Annotated in this window: 17 protein-coding genes; 10 read left to right on the top strand and 7 right to left on the bottom strand. The window is 61.0% G+C overall.

What is annotated here, in order from left to right; translation table 11 throughout:
* Positions 1-148 precede the first annotated feature (148 nt).
* Positions 149-1,243, top strand: a complete 1,095-nt coding sequence (apbC, locus tag ABTV87_RS23320; protein ID WP_433898435.1) for an iron-sulfur cluster carrier protein ApbC — start codon at positions 149-151, stop codon at positions 1,241-1,243.
* A gap of 68 nt (positions 1,244-1,311) precedes the next feature.
* Here apbC and ABTV87_RS23315 read toward each other — a convergent pair whose 3' ends face one another.
* Complete coding sequence (locus ABTV87_RS23315; RefSeq protein WP_011335726.1) at positions 1,312-2,070, bottom strand: SDR family oxidoreductase; 759 nt, start codon at positions 2,068-2,070, stop codon at positions 1,312-1,314.
* A gap of 160 nt (positions 2,071-2,230) precedes the next feature.
* Between ABTV87_RS23315 and ABTV87_RS23310 the strand changes: the two genes are divergently transcribed.
* The 4 genes from ABTV87_RS23310 (at position 2,231) to groL (ending at position 5,754) form a co-directional block, all read left to right on the top strand.
* Positions 2,231-2,962, top strand: coding sequence for a HugZ family protein (locus tag ABTV87_RS23310; RefSeq protein ID WP_221533552.1), 732 nt, complete (start codon positions 2,231-2,233; stop codon positions 2,960-2,962).
* Positions 2,963-3,027: 65 nt separating this feature from the next.
* Positions 3,028-3,504: an FxsA family protein gene (locus ABTV87_RS23305; protein ID WP_007953217.1), complete on the top strand. Its 477-nt coding sequence runs from the start codon at positions 3,028-3,030 to the stop codon at positions 3,502-3,504.
* Positions 3,505-3,764: 260 nt separating this feature from the next.
* Positions 3,765-4,058: a co-chaperone GroES gene (locus ABTV87_RS23300; RefSeq protein ID WP_085606734.1), complete on the top strand. Its 294-nt coding sequence runs from the start codon at positions 3,765-3,767 to the stop codon at positions 4,056-4,058.
* Positions 4,059-4,107: 49 nt separating this feature from the next.
* On the top strand, positions 4,108-5,754 hold the full coding sequence (gene groL, locus ABTV87_RS23295) for a chaperonin GroEL (RefSeq protein ID WP_007953220.1): 1,647 nt from the start codon (positions 4,108-4,110) through the stop codon (positions 5,752-5,754).
* A 76-nt stretch (positions 5,755-5,830) separates the two neighbouring features.
* On the opposite strand, the gene ABTV87_RS23290 is transcribed toward groL, so the two are convergent.
* Positions 5,831-6,574, bottom strand: a complete 744-nt coding sequence (locus ABTV87_RS23290; RefSeq protein WP_221533553.1) for a phosphatase PAP2 family protein — start codon at positions 6,572-6,574, stop codon at positions 5,831-5,833.
* 218 nt (positions 6,575-6,792) lie between these two features.
* On the opposite strand from ABTV87_RS23290, the gene colR reads away from it, so the two are divergent.
* From colR to ABTV87_RS23265, 5 genes are all read left to right on the top strand, one after another.
* Complete coding sequence (gene colR, locus ABTV87_RS23285) at positions 6,793-7,476, top strand: two-component system response regulator ColR (RefSeq protein ID WP_007953224.1); 684 nt, start codon at positions 6,793-6,795, stop codon at positions 7,474-7,476.
* Positions 7,466-8,740: a sensor histidine kinase gene (locus ABTV87_RS23280; protein WP_433898434.1), complete on the top strand. Its 1,275-nt coding sequence runs from the start codon at positions 7,466-7,468 to the stop codon at positions 8,738-8,740. Before colR ends, ABTV87_RS23280 begins: the two co-directional genes overlap by 11 nt.
* Positions 8,741-8,902: 162 nt before the next feature.
* On the top strand, positions 8,903-9,571 hold the full coding sequence (locus ABTV87_RS23275; RefSeq protein ID WP_007953228.1) for a class I SAM-dependent methyltransferase: 669 nt from the start codon (positions 8,903-8,905) through the stop codon (positions 9,569-9,571).
* Between the two features lie 4 nt (positions 9,572-9,575).
* The gene (locus ABTV87_RS23270; protein ID WP_085606726.1) at positions 9,576-10,289 is read left to right on the top strand and encodes a lipopolysaccharide kinase InaA family protein; all 714 of its coding nucleotides are present in this window, start codon (positions 9,576-9,578) and stop codon (positions 10,287-10,289) included.
* A 2-nt stretch (positions 10,290-10,291) separates the two neighbouring features.
* On the top strand, positions 10,292-10,519 hold the full coding sequence (locus tag ABTV87_RS23265; protein ID WP_011335717.1) for a hypothetical protein: 228 nt from the start codon (positions 10,292-10,294) through the stop codon (positions 10,517-10,519).
* Positions 10,520-10,603: 84 nt separating this feature from the next.
* On the opposite strand, the gene ABTV87_RS23260 is transcribed toward ABTV87_RS23265, so the two are convergent.
* The 5 genes from ABTV87_RS23260 to ABTV87_RS23240 all read right to left on the bottom strand — a co-directional run bounded on the left by ABTV87_RS23260 (position 10,604) and on the right by ABTV87_RS23240 (position 18,576).
* Positions 10,604-13,633 (bottom strand): multidrug efflux RND transporter permease subunit, encoded by a 3,030-nt coding sequence (locus ABTV87_RS23260; RefSeq protein ID WP_433898433.1) that lies wholly within the window; start codon positions 13,631-13,633, stop codon positions 10,604-10,606.
* A 13-nt stretch (positions 13,634-13,646) separates the two neighbouring features.
* Positions 13,647-14,795, bottom strand: a complete 1,149-nt coding sequence (locus ABTV87_RS23255) for an efflux RND transporter periplasmic adaptor subunit (protein WP_127799667.1) — start codon at positions 14,793-14,795, stop codon at positions 13,647-13,649.
* Positions 14,796-14,942: 147 nt separating this feature from the next.
* Positions 14,943-16,043 carry a DUF1513 domain-containing protein gene (locus tag ABTV87_RS23250; RefSeq protein WP_433898432.1) on the bottom strand — a complete coding sequence of 367 codons (1,101 nt, stop codon included), beginning with the start codon at positions 16,041-16,043 and terminating at the stop codon, positions 14,943-14,945.
* A gap of 14 nt (positions 16,044-16,057) precedes the next feature.
* Complete coding sequence (locus ABTV87_RS23245) at positions 16,058-17,122, bottom strand: imelysin family protein (protein ID WP_007953243.1); 1,065 nt, start codon at positions 17,120-17,122, stop codon at positions 16,058-16,060.
* Positions 17,123-17,148: 26 nt separating this feature from the next.
* Entirely contained in the window at positions 17,149-18,576 is a 1,428-nt protein-coding gene (locus ABTV87_RS23240; protein WP_127799663.1) for a di-heme oxidoredictase family protein, read from the bottom strand.
* Between the last annotated feature and the right edge of the window lie 86 nt (positions 18,577-18,662).

The following is an 18,662-nucleotide window of genomic DNA, read 5'->3' as shown; positions in this document are numbered from 1 at the left end:
TTCGCTACTTGATGAAACGGAGGTCGGCCACTATAAAGCGCCGGGAAAGATATTTCACCTCTGCAAATCGTTGCCGGACATGCCGTCCGGAGGACAGAAGGGGTAGGATACCCGCCATCTTTTCCCAGTCTTGTTATCGGAGTTGCCCATGAGTGCCGTCACTCGCGCAGCGGTGGAAGCCGTCCTCAGCCAATACACCGACCCTTACCTGAACCAGGATCCGGTCAGCGCCGGTTGCGTGCGCAACATCGAAATCACCGGCGATCACGTCAGCGTGCAGCTGGAAATCGGCTATGCCGCCGGTCTGTTCAAGAGCGGCTGGGCGCAATTGCTGCAACTGGCCATCGAAAACCTCGACGGCGTGGTGACTGCCAAGGTCGAGGTCAATAGCGTGATCGCCGCGCACAAGGCCCAGGCGCAGATTCCGGGGCTGGCCAACGTCAAGAACGTGGTCGCGGTGGCCTCAGGCAAGGGCGGTGTGGGCAAATCCACCACCGCCGCCAACCTGGCGCTGGCATTGGCTCGCGAAGGCGCGAAGGTCGGGATTCTCGATGCCGATATCTATGGCCCGAGCCAAGGCATCATGTTTGGCATTCCCGAGGGCACCCGTCCGCAGGTCAAAGATCAGAAATGGTTCGTGCCGCTGCAGGCCCACGGCGTGGAAGTAATGTCGATGGCGTTCCTGACCGACGACAACACGCCGATGGTCTGGCGCGGGCCGATGGTGTCCGGCGCGCTGCTGCAACTGGTGACGCAAACCGCTTGGGGCGACCTGGATTATCTGGTGATCGACATGCCGCCAGGCACCGGCGACATCCAGCTGACCCTGGCGCAGAAAGTCCCGGTGGCCGGTGCTGTGATTGTCACGACACCGCAGGATCTGGCGCTGCTCGACGCGCGCAAAGGCGTGGAGATGTTCCGCAAGGTCAACATTCCGGTGCTGGGCGTGGTGGAAAACATGGCCGTGCACATCTGCTCGAACTGCGGACACGCCGAGCATCTGTTCGGTGAGGGCGGTGGCGAGAAGCTGGCGACCCAGTTCGGCGTCGAGTTGCTGGCCTCGTTGCCGCTGTCGATGCTGATCCGCGAGCAGGCCGACGGCGGCAAGCCGACGGTGATTTCCGAGCCGGACAGCCAGATCGCCATGGTCTATCAGGAACTGGCCCGTCACGTCGGCGCGCGGATCGTGTTGCAGGAAGCGGCCTCGCCGGCGATGCCGAATATCACCATCAGCGACGATTGATGCCTGTGGTTTAAACAAAAACGCCCCGGTGCCTGTGCACCGGGGCGTTTTTCATTGCGCGACAGAGGTCAGATGCGCAACCCGCCATCCATCTCCAGAATCCGGCCGGTGTAGTAGTCGTTCTCGAAGATGTAGGCCGCCGAATGGGCGATCTCTTCCGGCTTGCCCATGCGCTTGAGCGGAATGCCCGAGGTCATTTTTTCCAGCGCTTCGGGCTTCATGCCCAGGGTCATCTCGGTTTCGATGAAGCCCGGTGCGATGCCCGCCACGCGAATGCCGTAGCGCGCCAGTTCCTTGGCCCAGGTCACGGTCGCCGCAGCGACGCCGGCTTTGGCGGCGGAGTAGTTGGTCTGGCCGACGTTGCCCGCGCGGGAGATCGACGAGATGTTGATGATCGCGCCGCTGTTCTTCAGCTCGACCATTTTTGCCGCCACTTCACGGGTGCAGAGGAATACGCCGGTCAGGTTGACGTCGATCACCGCCTGCCATTGGGCCAGGCTCATTTTGGTCATCTCGCCGTCCTTGACCTTGAGCAGCAGGCCGTCGCGCAGGATCCCGGCGTTGTTGATCAGGCCGTGGATCGCGCCGAAATCTTCGGCGACCTGGGCAACCATGTGCGTCACCTGCTCTTCATTGGCGACGTTGCACAGATAGCTGCGTGCCTCGACACCCTTGGCCTTGCAGGCAGCGACGGCGTCATCGAGTTTTTCCTGGTTCAGATCGACCAGCGCCAGCTTCGCGCCCTTGCCTGCGAAATACTCGGCCATCGAGCGGCCCAAGCCTTGGCAACCGCCAGTGATAATGATTACTTTGTCGTTGAGTTGCATTCGCATGCCCCCGAGAGCAGGTCAGAGTGGTCCTTATAGGTAGCCTCTCGATCTGCACCGGCCAGGGGCCTGTTGCACATGAGAACTGCCCGATGGCGTGTGGGACAAATCCCATGCGCCCGTCCGTTTTTTCGACGGATTCTATTTAAGGAGTCATAAATTGAGCGTTGAAGCGGCTAAGAATGCCCGAGAATTGCTTCTCAAGGAATACCGTGGCGTGCTGTCGACCCACTCCAAATCGATGCCCGGTTTTCCGTTCGGCTCCGTGGTTCCCTACTGCCTGGACGAGCAGGGCCGGCCGCTGATCCTGATCAGCCGCATCGCCCAGCACACTCATAACCTGCAGAAAGATCCGAAATGCTCGCTGCTGGTGGGTGAGCGCGAGGCCGACGATGTGCAAGCCGTTGGTCGTCTGACCTATCTGGCCGAGGCGGAAAAACTCGAAGACGCTGCCGCCATCGAAGCCGCCGCCGAGCGCTACTACCGCTATTTCCCCGATTCGCAGAATTACCACAAGGCTCACGATTTCGATTTCTGGGTGCTCAAACCCGTGCGCCATCGTTACATCGGCGGTTTTGGCGCGATCCACTGGGTCGATCACCTGACCCTGGCCAACCCGTTCGCCGGCAAGGCCGAAATCAGCATGGTCGAGCACATGAACAGCGACCACGCCAAGGCCATCGCGCATTACGTCGACCTCGCCGGTCTGCCGAAAACCGTGCCGGCGCAACTGGCCGGGATCGACACCGAAGGCATGCACTTGCGCATCGGCCAGGCACTGTACTGGCTGCCGTTTCAAGCGCCTTGTCATACGCCGATACAAGTGCGCGAGGCCTTGGTTTCTCTGGCTCACGCCGAGGTCTGGCCAAAAAATGCGGTGGCCGACGCTTGAATTCACGAAAGGGCGACGTCATCTAAGGCTTACTGCAAGGCATTTCTTGCGTTGAGGAAACTTTGATGCGCCCTTTTTTGTTGCTCTTTCTGCTGTTCCCGGTGTTGGAGCTGTTCGTATTCGTCAAAGTGGCAGGCTCGATCGGATTTTTCCCGGCCCTGCTGCTGATCATTCTCGGCTCGATGTTCGGCGTGTTCGTGCTGCGCGTCGCCGGGCTGGCCACCGCACTGCGTGCCCGTGAAAGCCTGAACCGCGGCGAACTGCCTGCGCAAACCATGCTCGAAGGCCTGATGCTGGCCCTGGCCGGTGGCCTGTTGATCCTGCCGGGCTTCATCAGCGATGTGGTCGGTCTGGTGCTGCTGTTGCCGTTCAGTCGTCGACTGGTCGCCAACAAGATGCGTCAGCGCGCCGAAGAACAGGCCATGCGCCAGCGAGCGTTCGCCGATGACCTGCAACCTCGCGGCGGTCCTGCACCGCGCCAGCCGCTGGGTCGCGAAGGTGATGTGATCGAAGGCGAATTCGAACACCGCGATACCAAGTAACTTCTGCATCGACACGGCACCTTCGGGTGCCGTGTTCGTTTGTGGGGCGAATTCATGCAATGTGCGTGAAAATTTTTTAGCCCCCGCCCTTGTAATAAGCTTATGCGCCCTTATGTATCGGTCACCGAAAGGTTTCCGACATTTTGAGTCGGACAGACTTCCGCGGTTCGCTCGACGAGCCGCAACCGGCGCAGGCCGGATTCGTTAAACCCGCCGGGACTACACCGGCCGATGAAAACCACAATTAGGAGAGATCGACAATGAAGCTTCGTCCTCTGCATGACCGCGTCGTTATCCGTCGCAGCGAAGAAGAAAAGAAAACCGCTGGCGGTATCGTCCTGCCAGGTTCGGCTGCTGAAAAAGCCAACCACGGTGTGATTCTCGCTGTAGGCCCGGGCAAAGTTCTGGAAAACGGCGAAGTGCGCGCACTGTCCGTGAAGGAAGGCGACAAGGTTGTGTTCGGTCCTTACTCCGGCAGCAACACTGTGAAAGTCGACGGCGAAGACCTGCTGGTAATGAGCGAGAACGAAATCCTCGCTGTTATCGAAGGCTGATTACCCGCTCATTTTCCCGCTACTACAAAGTATTTAAGGAATATCGATCATGGCTGCTAAAGAAGTTAAATTCGGCGATTCCGCCCGCAAGAAAATGCTGGTTGGCGTAAACGTCCTGGCTGACGCGGTAAAAGCGACCCTGGGCCCGAAAGGCCGTAACGTGATCCTCGAGAAGAGCTTCGGCGCTCCGACCATCACCAAGGACGGCGTTTCCGTCGCCAAAGAAATCGAACTCGAAGACCGTTTCGAAAACATGGGCGCGCAGCTGGTCAAAGACGTTGCCTCCCGTGCCAACGATGACGCTGGTGACGGTACTACCACCGCTACCGTTCTGGCTCAGTCGATCGTCAACGAAGGCCTGAAAGCCGTCGCTGCCGGCATGAACCCGATGGACCTGAAGCGCGGTATCGACAAAGCGACCATCGCGATCGTCAAAGAACTGAAAGCCCTGTCCAAGCCATGCGCTGACACCAAGGCTATCGCTCAGGTGGGCACCATCTCCGCCAACTCCGACAACTCCATCGGCGACATCATTGCCGAAGCCATGGAAAAAGTCGGTAAAGAAGGCGTGATCACCGTTGAAGAAGGCTCGGGCCTGGAAAACGAACTGTCGGTTGTAGAAGGCATGCAGTTCGACCGTGGCTACCTGTCCCCGTACTTCGTCAACAAGCCGGACACCATGGTTGCCGAGCTGGAAGGCGCGCTGATCCTGCTGGTCGACAAAAAGATCTCGAACATCCGCGAAATGCTGCCAGTACTGGAAGCCGTTGCCAAAGCCGGCCGTCCACTGCTGATCGTTGCCGAAGACGTTGAAGGCGAAGCCCTGGCGACTCTGGTCGTGAACAACATGCGTGGCATCGTTAAAGTCGCAGCCGTCAAGGCTCCAGGCTTCGGCGACCGTCGCAAGGCCATGCTGCAGGACATCGCCGTTCTGACCGGCGGTACCGTTATCTCCGAAGAGATCGGCCTGAGCCTGGAAAGCACCACCCTGGAACATCTGGGTAGCGCCAAGCGCGTGACCCTGTCCAAGGAAAACACCATCATCGTTGACGGTGCTGGCGTTCAAGGCGACATCGAAGCCCGTATCGCTCAGATCCGTGCCCAGGTTGCCGAGACTTCCTCGGACTACGACCGTGAAAAACTGCAAGAGCGTCTGGCCAAGCTGTCCGGCGGCGTTGCAGTGATCAAGGTTGGCGCCGGTTCCGAAGTTGAAATGAAAGAGAAGAAAGCCCGCGTTGAAGACGCCCTGCACGCAACCCGCGCAGCCGTTGAAGAAGGCGTGGTACCTGGCGGTGGCGTTGCGCTGATCCGCGCTCTGGAAGCCCTGACCGAACTGAAAGGCGACAACGCTGACCAGAACGTCGGTATCGCTGTACTGCGTCGCGCTGTTGAAGCGCCGCTGCGCCAGATCGTTGCCAACTCCGGCGACGAGCCAAGCGTGGTTGTCGACAAGGTCAAGAACGGCGAAGGCAGCTTCGGCTACAACGCTGCTACCGGCGAATACGGCGACATGATCGAAATGGGCATCCTGGACCCAACCAAGGTCACCCGTTCGGCTCTGCAAGCTGCAGCCTCCATCGGCGGTCTGATCCTGACCACCGAAGCTGCTGTTGCTGACGCACCGAAGAAAGAAGGTGCAGCTGGCGGCGGTATGCCAGACATGGGCGGCATGGGTGGCATGGGCGGCATGATGTAAGCCAGCCTTACCCCTGTAACGAAAAACCCCGTCTGCGAGAGCAGACGGGGTTTTTTATTGCCCGCGTTTCAGAGTTTCAGACGTTGACCGGATGGGCCTGCGTGTTTGTTTCAGCCTTGACTGCCGGGCGATACAGAATCCAGTAATACGAGCCCAGACAGATCAGCCAGCAGAAGATCGCCGTCCACACGTTGTGGGAGAAGAAGTGCGCGCCCTGCATCATCCGGCTGATCGAGAATACCGAACCCAGCGCGAAGGCGAAGATGAACGCCTGACGGGCCAGCCGTGGGCGACGGTCACGCAGCACGAAGAACAGCGCAAACAAGGTAAAACCGGTGGCCGCATGACCACCCGGCCAGCAACGACCGGGCTTGTCGGTCGGCGGGCGATGATCCAGCAGTTTGCTGTAGGTTTCGTGGCCGCCGAACTGTTCGAGACTCCATGGGCATTGCACCGCTGTCACCGCTTTCACCGGCGTGACAAACGAGGTGGCCAGACCCAGCGACAACACCAGACAACCCAGCTCACGCTTGAACGGTTTGAGCCGATCAATGAAAAACGCACCGATGAACCCGAGGATGGCAAACACCGAAAAGGCGATCACCACTTGTTTGGCGCGGTCGTGGAGGATGTCTTCGAGAAAGTAACTGTGCCGGCCGATGAAGTCGCCCGCGACCGGATCGTAAAACAGCTGCGCCAGATCCATGTCCAGGTCGGTCAGCTCCAGCAACACCAGAATGACCGCCGCGACGGCGGGAATGCCCAGGCAAAGCCATACATTCAAAGGCCTTGAAGCGGGGCGGGCAGAGATCGAAACCATGGCAATTCCTTCATCGATAAGGTCTTCAAAGAAGCACAACCGCGTGAGTCTGCGCCTGGTTCTGTCGGCGATTTGTCGGCCGCTCGTGAAAAACTCGTCAAGTCCGGCGATCCGTGCAATTAAGTCAAATCAACCTACCCGGCGCCTAGCCGTGAGCCACACTTGGCCGTAAGCTGCGCGGGCCAAGACGGCCGTTACTGTGTACGTAGGAGGTGCCCATGCGAATTCTGTTGGTCGAAGACAACCGCGATATCCTGGCCAATCTGGCCGATTACCTGGGGCTCAAAGGCTATACCGTCGATTGCGCCCAGGACGGTCTGTCGGGCCTGCATCTGGCCGCCACCGAGCATTACGACCTGATCGTGCTCGACATCATGCTGCCGGGCATCGACGGCTACACTCTGTGCAAGCGCCTGCGCGAAGACGCCCGTCGCGACACGCCGGTGATCATGCTCACCGCCCGCGACCAGCTCGACGACCGCCTGCAGGGCTTCAAGTCCGGGGCCGACGATTATCTGGTCAAACCGTTCGCACTGTCGGAACTGGCAGCCCGGGTTGAAGCCGTGATGCGCCGCACCCAGGGCGGCGGTCGCCGTGCCCTGCAGGTCGGCGATCTGAGCTACGACCTCGATACCCTCGAAGTGACCCGCGAAGGCAAATTGCTCAAGCTCAACCCGGTCGGCCTCAAACTGCTGGCGGTGCTGATGCAAAAAAGCCCGCATGTCCTGCGTCGGGAAATTCTCGAAGAAGCGCTGTGGGGCGATGACTGCCCGGACAGCGACAGCCTGCGCAGCCATGTCCACCAATTGCGTCAGGTGATCGACAAACCATTCGCAAAGCCATTGCTGCACACCGTGCACGGCGTGGGTTACCGCCTGGCCGAGGGCCGCGATGGAGTTTAAGCAAAGCCTTGCCCAGCGGATCATCATCGCCTTTGCGCTGATGAGTGCGCTGGTGGCCGGGGCGTTTGCGATGGGCATCGTCGCGACCGTGCACCTGGTCGAGGAAAAACTGATTTCCGCCGGGCTGGGCGGGGATCTGCAACGCCTGCTGCTGATGGACAACGTCTCGGACTGGAGCCACCGGCCGGAGCCGGATCAGCTGTTCTACTTCAGTGGCGGGCCGGGCGACTTCGAGCTGCCCAAGGACCTGCGGCACCTGGATTCGGGTTTCCATGAAGTCTTTCGCGAGCAGCTGTCGTACCACGCGATGGTCGAGGTGGTCGACGGTCGTCGTTATGTGCTGCTGCAGGATCAAAGCGATTTCGAAGAGCGCGAGCGCGTGCTGTTCGCCGTGGTGCTGGTGGGCTTTGTGCTCAGTCTGGCGCTGGCGGTGTTCCTCGGCTGGGTTCTGGCGCGCAAGGTGATGGCTCCGGTGGTGCGGCTGGCGCGCCAGGTACGCCATCGCGACCAGTTGCTCGGGCTGGCGCCTCCGCTGGCGCCGGACTACGCGGCAGACGAGGTGGGCGAACTGGCGGTGGCGTTCGACGCTACGCTTGGGCGCCTGCGTCAGGCGCTGACGCGGGAGCGGCTGTTCACCAGCGACGTCAGCCACGAATTGCGCACGCCGCTGATGGTATTGGCCAGCTCTTGTGAACTGTTGCTGGAAAATCCGGGTATCGATCAGCGCGGCAAGGCCCAGGTTCAGCGCATTGCGCGAGCCAGTGAGGAAATGCGCGAGCTGGTGCAGACCTTCCTGATGCTCGCCCGTGCTCAGCGCGAAGACGCTGGCGCCGCCCCTCGGCACACCCTCGCGCAGGTGGCCGACAACCTGCTCTGCCTGTGGCGCGAGCCCATCGAATCCAAGGGCTTGCAGCTGACTTTCGAATCTGGCAACCCGCCCGACACTCGTTATAACGCGACGCTGCTCAATGCCGTGATGGGCAATCTGCTGCGTAACGCCTTGCACTACACGGAGCAGGGGTTTATTCGCCTGACGCTCAATGAGAACGGTTTTGTGGTTGAGGATTCGGGCGTGGGCATTCCTGAGGAAAAACGCGAAGCCATGTTCCAGCCGTTTGTGCGCGGCAACGAAAAGCGTGGCGAGGGACTTGGATTGGGCTTGTCGCTGGTTCAGCGCATTTGTGAGAACGAAGGCTGGAGCGTCACGCTGAGCACGATGGAGCCCAATGGTTGCCGTTTCGAGGTCGATCTGGGCAAGCGCTGAAGATCAGCCGGTTGTTGAGGGTACTCCCGCCAACCTGTCTAATTCCTGTATAACCTTGAAATAGTTTGCCGATTTACATGACGTTTTTTTCACAAAGGGATGACCTGACGCTGACACACCGCTGCTTAAGGTGGTGTCATCAGTAATTCAGGAGTCCTGGTGATGGCCGGCCCGATCAAACTCGATTTTTCCGAAAAGTACGACGACAACCATGCGCAGAAATACCTGCGTAAACACCAGGACGGTCTGGGGCGTCGTTTGTCCAACTGGCGGGATCAGCAGTTGGCCCGCAAGGCGTTGACCCTCGTTGGTGAGCCGGGACTGGTGCTCGACCTGCCATGCGGCGCAGGACGTTTCTGGCCATTGCTGGCGGAAAAGCCCAATCGGGTGATCATCGGAGCGGACAACTCCGAGTCGATGATCAAGACCGCCATGCAGGCGCAACCGGCAGATGTGGTGAAACGGGTACAACCCTTGCACACGTCTGCGTTCGACATTGCCTTGCCTGATAACGCCGTCGACAGCATTTTCTGCATGCGACTGCTGCATCACATCGGCGAAGCCGAGCACCGCCGGGCGATTCTGCGTGAGTTCGAGCGTGTCACCCGGGACAGCGTGATCATTTCGCTGTGGGTGGACGGCAATTTCAAGGCCTGGAAACGCAAACGCGCCGAGCAAAAGCGTGGCCAGGAGGGTTACCAGAACCGGTTTGTGTTACCGGCCGCAACAGTTGAAAAGGAATTCGAAGAGGCAGGATTCCGGATCCAGGAACAACTGGACTTTATTCCGCTCTATGCCATGTGGCGAGTTTACGTATTACGCAAGAGGTAAGAGGATGGCAGTGCAATTTGCAGCAGAAGCGGAAGTCGCTCCCGAGGATCGCTTCGACTACTACTGGAACCAGCGTGGCGAATGGGTCGAGGAACCCAATGTGCGCCGTGGTGGCGAAAGTGGTGTGCAACGAGTCAAGGGGCGCGATGGCCAGCTGCTGTATGCCAAACGCCAGACCGGACATATCTATCGCAGCTGGCGGCATCCGTTCGGACGTCCGACCGTATTGCGCGAGCTGGATGCATTGACCGGGGTTTCACGTCTGGGTGTACGGGTGCCCGAAATTGTGTTCTGCGGTGCCCAGCCAGATCCAGAATTCAAGTGGCGTGCACTGCTGGTGACCAAATCGCTCGATGGCTTTCAGGAGCTTGAGCATTGGGAAGCCGGCGGCGGCCGCGAGCAGTATGGCGAAGCTGTCTATGAGCGCGTGCTCAAGGACCTCGCCGAAAACCTGGCGCGCATGCACAAGGGCCGTTGGCAGCACAGCTGCATCTACATCAAGCACGTGTTTGTGCGGGTGACGGGCGAAGGTGAATCGGCCAAGGTCGAAGTCGCCCTGATCGATCTGGAAAAATGCCGTCAGCGTCTGACCGCTCATCGCGCGGCCGCCCATGACATGAAGCAATTGCGCCGCCACTCGTCGTTCAGCGCGACAGACTGGAAAAAACTCGTCTACTTTTATGAGACGGCGTTTGGCAGCGCTATCAAAGGTTTATAGCGATGAAACTAGAAATTGCTCGAGGTTTGTTTCTGGTAGGAGCCTTGGCAGTTGCATCATTGGCGGTGGCGGCCTGGGAACAGCCACGCATGCAGGTGATCGGCGCCTCGGCGAGCGACCCGCATTGCCCGATGCCACGGGTGGCGAAAGCCGCCGTGGCCACACAACCCGATCATGATCTTTTACTGTTCATGTTCGGACTTTCTCAAGGGATGAGGCCGCAGAGTTGAATCGATTGAAATCTCTTTCTACAAGAGCCAAAGGCCTCGCTGATGCGAGGCCTTTTTTATTGCGTCATGGCTTTTTTTACTGCGTCATGCCTTGGGATCGGGTTTCGCCAGCACGGTGTAAACGCACGGCAGGACAAACAGCGTAAACAATGTCCCGATCGACATCCCCGTGGCAATCACCGTCCCGATGTCGAAACGGCTGACCGCCCCGGCGCCGGTAGCCACGATCAGCGGCACCATGCCGAAGACCATCGCCGCGGTGGTCATCAACACCGGGCGCAGGCGAATCGCTGCCGCTTCCTCCACCGCCTCACGGGGTGTCAGGCCCTTCTCCTTGCGTAACTGGTTGGCGAACTCGACGATCAGAATCCCGTGCTTGCTGATCAGCCCGATCAATGTCACCAGCCCGACCTGGGTGTAGATGTTCATGCTCGACCAGCCGAGGAACAGCGGAATCAGCGCTCCGCAGATCGACAACGGCACGGTCACCAGAATCACCAGTGGATCGCGGAAGCTCTCGAACTGCGCCGCCAGCACCAGGAAAATGATCGCCAGCGCTAACGCAAAGGTCACCCACAGCGCGCTGCCTTCCTGGACGAACTGCCGGGAGGCGCCGCCGTAATCGAAGGCAAACCCGGCCGGGGCCTCCTCCCGAGCGATCTGCAACACACTGTCGATAGCTTCGCCCATGCTCACCAGCGGGAACCCGGACAGCTTGGCCGCGTTGAGTTGCTGGAACTGGTTGAGCTGTCGCGGTCGTGCGCGGTCGGTCACGGTGATCAGGGTCGACAGCGGCAGCAGTTCGCCCTGGGTGTTTTTCACGTAGTAATTGTTCAGCCAGTCCGGGTTGTCGCGGTAGGCCCGTTCGACCTGTGCGATGACCTTGTAACTGCGGCCTTCGATGGTGAACCGGTTGATCTCGGCTTCGCCGAGCAAGGTCGCAAGCGTACCACCCAGATCCTGCATCGACACGCCCATCTGCGCAGCCTTGGCGCGGTCGATGTCGACCACCACTTCGGGTTTGTCGAAAGCCAGGTCGAGGTCGACGAAGGCGAACTTGCCCGACTCCATGGCGCGCTTCTTGATCCGGTCGGCCACCTGCAGCAACAACTCGTAGTCATTGGCGGTGTTGATCACGAACTCGAACGGCAGGCCTTCACCGGTGCCAGGCAGGGACGGCAGGTTGAAGCCGAAGATCTGCAGGCCCGGAATGCCCTCGAGTCTGCCCTGTACCTCGGGGAGGATTTCCATTTGCGTGCGGCTGCGCTCGTTCCACGGCTTGAGCAGGAAACCGCCGATGCCGCTCTGAACCCCGTTATAGCCGTTGATCTGGAACGAGGAGTAGTACTCCGGGAACTCCTTGAAGATCTTGATGAACTCGTCGGTGTAGGTGTTCAGGTAATCGAGGTTGGTCGGCTGCGGGGCGTTGGCCATCATGAAAATGATGCCCTGGTCTTCGTCCGGCGCCAGTTCCGACTTGGTGAACTTGAGCAGCACCGGAATCAGGCACAGCACGATCACCGCAAACACCAGCACCACCGGCCGGGTATTGAGCGTGCCGTGCAGCATGCTCTGATAGCGGCGCTTGAGGCTGTCGAAAATCCGGTCGAGACGGTGGGCCAGGCCCGTGGGGTTTTCGTCATGGCGCAGCAGCAAGGCGCACATCATCGGCGACAGGGTCAGGGCGACGACGCCGGAGATCACCACCGCCCCGGCCAGGGTCAACGCAAACTCCTTGAACAGTGCCCCCGTCAGCCCGGTGAGAAATCCGATCGGTGCGTACACTGCCGCCAGGGTGATGGTCATCGACACCACCGGCATGGCGATTTCCCGGGCGCCTTCGAGCGCGGCGTCCATTGGTGTCTTGCCTTCCTCGATGTGCCGGTGGATGTTTTCCACCACCACAATTGCGTCGTCGACCACCAGCCCGATGGCCAGCACCATCGCCAGCAGGGTCAGCAAGTTGATCGAGTAGCCCATCATCTGCATGAAGAACATCACGCCGATCATCGACAGCGGAATCGTCACCACCGGAATGACCACTGAACGCAGCGCACCAAGGAACAGGAACACCACCACGATCACGATCAGCACCGCTTCGAACAGGGTTTTCACCACTTCGTCGATGGAGGCCTGGATGAACAGCGTGGCGTCGTAGGCGATCTCGCTCTTGAGGTTGGGCGGCAGCTGGGCTTCCAGCTCCGGCATGATCTTGCGCACTTCCTTGATCACTTCCAGCGGGTTGGCGCCGGGCGTGGCCTTGATCCCGATGTACACCGAGGGCGTGCCGCCGAACGAACTGATCGAGTTGTAGTTTTCCGCACCCATCTCGACCCGTGCCACATCGCTGAGCAACACCCGGCTGTCACCGCTGACCTTGAGCGGGATCTTGCCGAAGGCTTCGGCGGACTTCAGTTCGGTGTTGGCGTTGATGCTGGTGACCACGTACTCGCCTTTCACTTCGCCGGCGGCGGAGAGGAAGTTGTACTGGCGCACCGCGTTGGTCACGTCGCTGGCGCTGAGGCCGAAGCCGGCGAGTTTCACCGGGTCGATCCACAGGCGCATGGCGAACACCTGGTTGCCGAGAATCTCCGCCTCGGCCATGCCCGGCAGGGTCGCCAGTTTCGGCTGGATCACCCGCGACAGGTAGTCGGTGATCTGCGGGTTGTTCAGCTCCTTGCTGAAGAAGCTGATGTACATCAGCGCCGAGGCGTCGGCGGCTTCCTTGCTCAGCACCGGATCTTCGGCGTCCTGAGGCAGCTTGTTCTTCACCTCGTTGGCCTTGGCCAGCAGTTCGGTGAACAAACGGTCGCTGTTGGAGCCGATGCGCGCGTAGATCGAAATCACCGAGAAGTTCTGGCGACTGACCGAGGTCATGTAGTCGATGCCCTCGGCGCTGGCCAGGCTCTGTTGCATCGGCTGGGTGATGTAGCCCTGAATGGTTTCGGCGTTGGCCCCGGGGTACGCGGTGGTCACCGTGATCAGGGCGTTTTCCATTTGCGGATACTGGCGCAGCGGCAGCTTGCTCCAGGCCTGGAAACCCAGCAGCACAATCAGCAGGCTGACCACGGTGGCGAGCACCGGGCGGCGGATGAACGGATCGGTAAAAGCCATGGGGTTTCCTTGATCAGTCGGCGCGGGGCGGACTGTTCTGCTCGCCGAGGGTCTTGTCGTCGCTGATGGCAATGTGGGCGCCGTTGTCCAGTTTGATCTGGCCGGCCGTCACCACCTGTTCGCCGCTCTGCACGCCCTTGTTGATCATCACCTGGCCATCGCGGCGTTCGCCGGTCTCGACGAACCGACGCTCGGCGATCAGCACAGGCTGGCCCTTGTCGTCCTTTTCGACGGAGCCGTCTTCGGCTTTCTTCTGGGTGACCACGTACGTCGAGTTGCCGTAGAGGGTGTAGGTGATCGCGCTTTCCGGAACCACGATGTGTTTCTGCGGATCCGGCAGCAGCACCTCGATGCTGGTGAACATGCCCGGCAGCAACTTGCCGTCGGGGTTGGCCAGGGTGGCGCGCACCAGAATGTTACGGGTGGTGCTTTCGACGATCGGGTTGATCGCGGTAATGGCGCCGGTGAAGCTCTGGCCGGGGTACGCCGCGACCGTGATCTGTACCGGCTGACCGATGGCCAGTTTCGGCACCGACTGTTCGGGCACGTAGAAGTCGGCGTAGAGGCTGCTCAGATCCTGCAGGGTGGCGATCTTGGTGCCGCTGGCGAGGTAGTCGCCGATGTCCACGAGGCGGATGCCGATGGTGCCGCTGAAGGGCGCGACGATGCGTTTTTTCGCCAGCGCCGCATTGAGTTGATTGACCGTGGCCTTGTTCTTTTGCAGCTGCGCCGAGAGCCGGTCGAACTCGCCTTTGGAGATGGCGCTGCTGCCGACGAGCTGGCTGCCGCGACCGTAATCCAGCTGTGCGAGGCCGAGATCGGCCTTGGCGGTTTCGAGAAAGGCGGCTTCGACGGCGCTGTCCAGTTGCAGCAAGGGCTGGCCGGCCTTGACCTTCTGCCCCGATTCGAATTTCAGCTCGGTGACGGTGCCGGCGTTCTCCAGACTCAGGTCGACGCCTTGCAGCGCTTTCAGCGTGCCGACGGTGGGCAGACGCATCTGCCACGGGCGCTCGACGGCCGTGGCCACGGCGACGCTGATCGGCGGCTTCGGCTTGGAAAAGCCCTGGATCATCGTATAGATCGAGAAGGCCTTGTAACCGGCGAGAAGCAGAACGATCAGCAGTACAACACCCAACATGATCAGCATGCGGCGACGCAGCATATTTCCAGTTCCTTGGAGAAAATCAGGCGAGACAGGCGGGCACATTACCCCGAGTCCGGCAGGGATTCCAACTGCCAGTTTTTACCGGGTGTAAGGGAAGAAGGTGGAGGAAAGCGGGGCCGCCGACCGAACGGTCGGCGGCGAATTTCAGGCCATCAGATGAAGATGGTTGTCCCAGAGCCCTGCGGGCAAATCCAGCGGTTTGGCCAGAAGATCGTCCTGACGGCAATCGTAGTAGCGGCAGCGTCCCTGACCGGAGGTCACGACGAACCCGTCTTTCACCGCACCGACGCCGGCGCAGTCAGGCAATGGGGCATCGAGGCGAACTTCGCCGCTGTCCAGATCCCAGATGAAGAAGCGGTTGCCGCGCGGTGCGGTCAGTGCCACCAGACGCAGGTCGCTGTGCACGGCGACGCTGGCGGTGTAATGACCCATCGACTGCAACTGATGGTCCGGCACCGGGAACGCCACGAATGGCTGGCCGGGACGTTTGATCGCCAGCAGCTCCGAGCGCTCATGGGAAGGCCCCATGAATTGCTGGCCGGCGACGATGGTGCCGTCGCTGGCGATCCCCAGGTGGCGCACGCTGTTCATCTGCTGGGCGAGGGTTTCCTTGCTCAGCAGGGTGCCGTCGCGCTGCATCAGCACCAGGCTCGGCTCCATGGCGTCGAGGTTCATGTCGACCCGGCTTTCGGCCTCGGTGCGGATGCCGCCATTGGCCACCACCAGGGTTTCACCGTCGGGCATCCACGACACCTGATGCGGGCCGAGACCGTGGGTGGAAATCTCGCCGCTGTGCACCAGCCGTTCGCCTTCGAATTTGTACACCCCGAGCAGGCCACGGCCCGGATCGGTGGTGTCGTTTTCGGTGGCGTACAGATAGTCGCCGCTGTGGTGGATCACCGCATGTCCGTAGAAATGCCGGTTCGGCTGCGCCGTCACGGTTTGCAGCAATCCACCGTTGCGCAGGTCGATCAGGTAGCTCTCGGTGCCCGGCCGGCGGGCGACGAACAGCGCGATCGAAAGCGTTGGGTGATTGATGATGTCGTGGCAGCGCTGGCCGACTTCGGTGGCAAACACCTGGGTGCCGTCCAGCCGATAACCGACGGCGTAATGCTTGCCGTCGGTGTCGTCCCGCGCCGACAGCAGCAGCGGGTTTTGGTCCTTGCGTTTGAACAGCGTCCAGCCGCCCAGTGTCACTGCTCCCAGCAGCAAACTACCTAAAGTCAGAGCCTGGCGTCGCAGCATGGCACGTGCCCTCATCAGTCACCGTCGTTGGCGTTGAAGCCCAGTTGGATGCCCAGCGCCTTGGCCAGCTCGCCTTCGTGCAGGCGGTGGACGACGTTGAGGCTGTCGTAGATGTCGTTGAGCTGCTGGCGACCGGCGTCATCGTTGAGCATTTCAGTCAGCGAGCGCTGAGTGCTGCCGAACAGTTTGAGCGACGCTGCGTAGGCTGCATCGATCTTGTCCGCCAGCGGCTTTTGCTCAGCCGGCAGCAGGCCGCGCAGGCCTTTGTTGTCGACGCCTTCCCAGACGGTTTTGGCCGCCGCGAGGCTGGCTTCCAGCGACTCCATGGACGACTGGCTGCGCCATGCGTCAGCCTGGAACGGCTGAGGCACGCCCTTGCTCTGACGGCCCATCGGTGTGCCGAGTTTTTTCTTCAGGGTGTCGAGGGCGGTGACCTGTACCCGCAGCAGATCGGCGATCGCTTCGTGGGAGTCGGCGTAGCGCTGGTTCGGGAACTTGCTCATCTGCGCGAGCATGCCGTCGGTGTTGTTCCAGCTGCTGAGAATCTCTTCGGCCAGTTGTTTCTGACGCTCGCCGATGGCCACCAGCAGTGGGCAGTATTTGGCTTTCTGCGCGTCGTTGGCGACGTCAGGCTTGGCGTCGAACAGGATGTACTCGTAAGCGGACAGGCCTTGCACCACGACGCTGGACTTGGCCAGTGCGGCGGCATCGATCTGCGGCTGCGCGGTGACCAGTTGCTCGACCTGACGGCCGACCAGGTTTTTCTTGTCCGGCCAGAACTGCACCTGCCACGAACGGTTGCCCTCGGCCAGCGGGCCGATCAGCAGCGGTTGCAATTCGGCCCAGGCTTTCTGCGCGTGCAGGAAGTCGGCACGGGCGGTGTCCAGCGACTCTTTGCCCTGGCAGTAGGCGAGGGCGCTCACGGCCAGTTGCTTGTCGGCTTCGACCCAGCGGGTGTAGGTCGGCAGGATCACCGATTTGGCGATGGCCGCCGAGGTGACGGCTTGCGGATCCTGCGGCGAGCACGCGCCGAGGGCCAGTGCGGCAAGGCTGGTGAACAACAGCTTGGGACGGAACATGTCGGGCTCCCGATTCTTTTAAGTGTTTAAAGTGAGTTCAAGAACGCCAGCAGCGCGGCACGCTGCTCGGCGTTGAAAGACAAAACCTGTTGCTGCGCCGCCTTCGCTTCGCCGCCGTGCCAGAGCACGGCTTCGAGCAGGTTGCGGGCGCGGCCGTCATGCAGAAACTGGGTGTGGCCGCTGACGGCCTGTGTCAGGCCGATGCCCCACAGCGGCGGGGTGCGCCAGTCGCGGCCGGAGGCCTGGAATTCCGTGCGGTTGTCCGCCAGACCTTCGCCCATGTCATGCAGCAGCAGATCGCTGTACGGGCGAATCACTTGATTGGCCAGTTCAGGTTCGGCCGCGTTGGCGGCGGTGGTGTATTTCGGTGTGTGGCAGGACTGGCAGCCAGCCTGGAAAAACAGATTCTTGCCGGCCAGCACCTGCGCATCGTTGACCCCACGGCGGGCGGGAACGGCGAGGTTGCGGCTGTAGAACAGCACCAGGCGCAGGATGTTGTCGCTGACTTCAGGTTCGCCGTCCGGGCCGTTGCCGTTCGGCGCCTGTTTGCAGGCGGTTTGCGCGTCGGTGCAGTCATCAAACGGTCTCAGGCTGGTGGTGAGGCCCATATCACCAGAAAACGCGTGAACATTTTGTTGATTGAGGTTCGGTTGGCCGGCTTTCCAGCCAAATCGGCCCATGACGGTCTTTTGCTGCTCATCGTCCCAGACCCGGTTTGGCCGGCCGTTGATGCCGTTGTTCTCTTTGGCCTGCGCGGCGGCGTTGGCGAGGATCGCTTCTTCCGGGATCGCTTCGAGCAGGCCCAGGCCGATCATCGGCGGCGCAACGCGAGCCGAGAAACGTGTGTCCGGGTGCATCGGGCCGTAGCCGAGCTGGGTGATCTGCAAGACCGGTTTGCGCAGCTCGACCTCGGTGCCGTCCTTGAAGCGGACCGGTACTGGCGTGTAATCGACCCGCACCTTGCCTTCCGGCGCGACGCCGGGGACGGCCATGTCCTGGAACTGGCCACCGTAGACCGGCTCGGGCACCACGCCCACTTGCTCAATGACCTTGGCATAGGCCGGCGCATCGGGAATCGACAGGCGCACCAGCATCGACACCGCGTTGGCCGCGTCCGGAGTCGGTGGATGGCCGCGGCCGTCCTTGATGTGGCAGTTCTGGCAGGCGTTGGTGTTGAACAGCGGACCGAGGCCATCGCGTGCGGTGGTGGTCGACGGCGCGATCACCCACGGGCTGCGAAAGAAACTGTTGCCGACGCTGAAGTCCACTCGCCGCGACGGTGGCAGATTGGCGGACGGCAGGGAAAACGCGTTCTGATCGCTCTTGCGCACGGTCGCGGTGCCACCGGAACGAGCCTCACCCGGCTCGGCCTTGGTGAAGCGCGGGGCGTCATCGCAGGCACTCAGGCCCAGGGCCAGAAACAGTGCGGACAAGCGAAGAGGCAGCGAGGGCATCAGACTTCCTGCAAGAGGGGCGAATTTAAAGGCGCAAAGTCTAACAGGGCGAGGGGGTTTGAATAAGAGGAATTATCGTTTGCTTG

This window comes from Pseudomonas sp. PSE1(2024) (assembly GCF_050990555.1).
GTDB classification, from domain to species: Bacteria; Pseudomonadota; Gammaproteobacteria; order Pseudomonadales; family Pseudomonadaceae; genus Aquipseudomonas; species Aquipseudomonas aphyarum.
This window is presented reverse-complemented; position numbering and strand designations above follow the sequence as displayed.